Consider the following 2,215-nt stretch of genomic DNA (forward strand, 5'->3'; position numbering starts at 1 on the left):
GTCTGGGGAACGCGGACCGTGATCGCCGTCGTCGCCCGCGAGCCGCACAGCCCCGACGACTGGACCGCCGAGGTCGGTCCACACGCCGCGGGCGGGGCCCGCGGCCGGGAGAAGGGCTGCGGAGGCTCCGCCCGGCGCTGAATGTCCCTCCGAGGGACGTGACGCCTCTGCCCGGGGCGACGGCGCCGTGCGGGGACTGCGGCGGCAGCGGGCGGTACGTCGGGCTGCGGGACGTGGAGGCGTGCGGGAGCCGCGGCGGATCGGGCCGGACGCCCGCGTAACGGCTGATGATCGGTTTTGGCGGGACTGCCGCGAAGGCAGTGAAGAGGATCCTTGCCGGCGTCGCCAGCCCCGCCGGCGCCTGCTTCTTCCTGCAGGACGGCGAATCCCAGTCCGAGCGTCCCGCGGCCGACGCCCTCCCAGTCCGACGTAAAGACGCCCTCCCAGTCCGACGTAAAGACGCCCTCCCAGTCCGACGTAAAGGGGCGGACGGGATCGCCCGGCCGTCGCCCGCGTCCCCCCGGGCGACCGGAAGAATCCGGCCGTTGTCGAGGAAGCCCGCTTCCTCCTTCCATAATCATTCCGGGTCGGCCGGAGGGCCGCCCCGGGGAGCGTAGTTCTTTGAATTTTCATCTCCGTCACGGTGAAGGGGGAGATCGCGGGGGACGCTCCCCTCCCCTCCGCTTTCTTCCTCTGTGCGATCGTGAACCTCGAAACCGTCCCCGCCCCGCGTGCCGACGCCCGGGATCTGCCACCCGCAGCCGACCGACCGCGGGCTAAAAAGGAAAGGCCCGCCCCGCCCGTTTCCGGCCGGGGCGGGGATCTCCGCGAAGTCGGTCAGCGCTCGGCCCGCTCCTTCAGCCTGTCGATCGCCTCGCTGGCCTGTCGCCGGGACAATTCTTCCGCGGTCGTTAGCCCGAACCGGCGTCGCAACTCCTCCGCCAGCTCCACGCCGGCCCTGCGACTGAACGCGTGCAACGCCCGCACCTGCTTCTCCGTGCAGGGCAGACTTCCGCGGCCGTTCGCGGCGTGACCGTTTCCAGTCGAGCGGTCTGACGGGGGGCCGCCGGTCGAGGGCGGGCCGGTGAGACGTCCGCCGCCGCTGCGGCCGGTCGCCACGCCCAGTTCGCCGTCGACGGTGTCGCGGATCACGCCGAAGATCCCGCGGACCTGCCGCCGCAATCGCTCGTGGTCTTTCAGCAGGTCGGCGGTCAGCTCGACCTCGACGTTCACCATCGCTCCCTTGGAGCCGTAGTCCGGCTGGCCCACCTTCCGGGACAGCCCCACGTTCAACTTCAGCATGCGAATCTCCGTGTTGTGGATGGGGCGGCGGGCTACGCGGTGAGCGAGCCCAGCCGCTTGAGGCTGCCGAGGGCGCTGGAGACCAGCCGGTCCCGCCGCTTCAGCTTCCGCAGGTCCGCGGCCAGCCCCTTGGCCTCCGCGGCGGCGTCGGCCAGCGTCGCCTGTAGGGCCGTCGCCCGGTCCAGCAGGGCCTCGGGGTCGGCGGCGGCGTGGCCGTTGGCGGCCTGGCCGTTGGCGGCGTAACCGTTGGTGGGGACGGGGGCGGCGGGAGAGCCGCTCAGGCGGTTCGCGGGCGCCGCGGCGGAAAGCTTTCGCTTGGGAACGGAACGGGTGGAAGACGGGAAGTCGACGGATGAAGGGCCGTCCGCGGTCAGCCGCACGGCGTCCTCCGCGGGCACCGGATCGCCGGCCAGCGTGGCGAACACGACGGTGGTTCCGGGGCGGCCGTCGCCGGCGTCCGGGGCGTCGCAGCGGACCGGCTCCTCCGGTCCGTTGAGCTTCCACGCCGTGCAGCCGGCGGCCAGAGCCCGGGCGAGGAACCGGCGGTCCGCCACGCAGACGGCGCCGCCGCGGGTTTCGGAGGAGGCCGTCGCCAGCTCCACCGGGGCGCCGCCCTCCTCGGCGGCACGCATCAGGAAGACGCCGTCCCGCACCTCCAGCGTGACGGGGCGGCGGTGGTCGCCGGCGCCGGGCAGGCGGTCCAGCCGCTCGGCGAGGAAGGCGGCGTCGACCTCGGAGAGGCTGACGGAGGCCTTCCCCTCGCCGCCGGGTACGACCCGGTCCAGATCGGGGAACCGGGCGTCGCGGGCCTCCGGCGTCTAGTGGAGCGTTGCAGCTGATCCGAATAGATGGATATTCTCCGCGGCGGTTTCCCCACGGAGGATTCTTCATGGCCCCGCCTCATAAGGTCGCG

Annotated in this window: 2 protein-coding genes; both read right to left on the reverse strand. The window is 72.8% G+C overall.

Annotated features, from left to right (window positions below):
- Positions 1-837 precede the first annotated feature (837 nt).
- Positions 838-1,302: a hypothetical protein gene (locus ACG2DA_RS22510; protein WP_395258907.1), complete on the reverse strand. Its 465-nt coding sequence runs from the start codon at positions 1,300-1,302 to the stop codon at positions 838-840.
- A 32-nt stretch (positions 1,303-1,334) separates the two neighbouring features.
- On the reverse strand, positions 1,335-1,934 hold the full coding sequence (locus tag ACG2DA_RS22515) for a hypothetical protein (protein ID WP_395258909.1): 600 nt from the start codon (positions 1,932-1,934) through the stop codon (positions 1,335-1,337).
- Positions 1,935-2,215 lie beyond the last annotated feature (281 nt).

The organism is Alienimonas sp. DA493 (assembly GCF_043951915.1).
Classification (GTDB): domain Bacteria; phylum Planctomycetota; class Planctomycetia; order Planctomycetales; family Planctomycetaceae; genus Alienimonas.

Bases quoted from the DNA above. Each gene is read 5' to 3' on its own strand.
- ACG2DA_RS22510 (WP_395258907.1), bottom strand. From the start codon at position 1,302: ATGCTGAAGTTGAACGTGGGGCTGTCCCGGAAGGTGGGCCAGCCGGAC.
- ACG2DA_RS22515 (WP_395258909.1), bottom strand. From the start codon at position 1,934: ATGCGTGCCGCCGAGGAGGGCGGCGCCCCGGTGGAGCTGGCGACGGCC.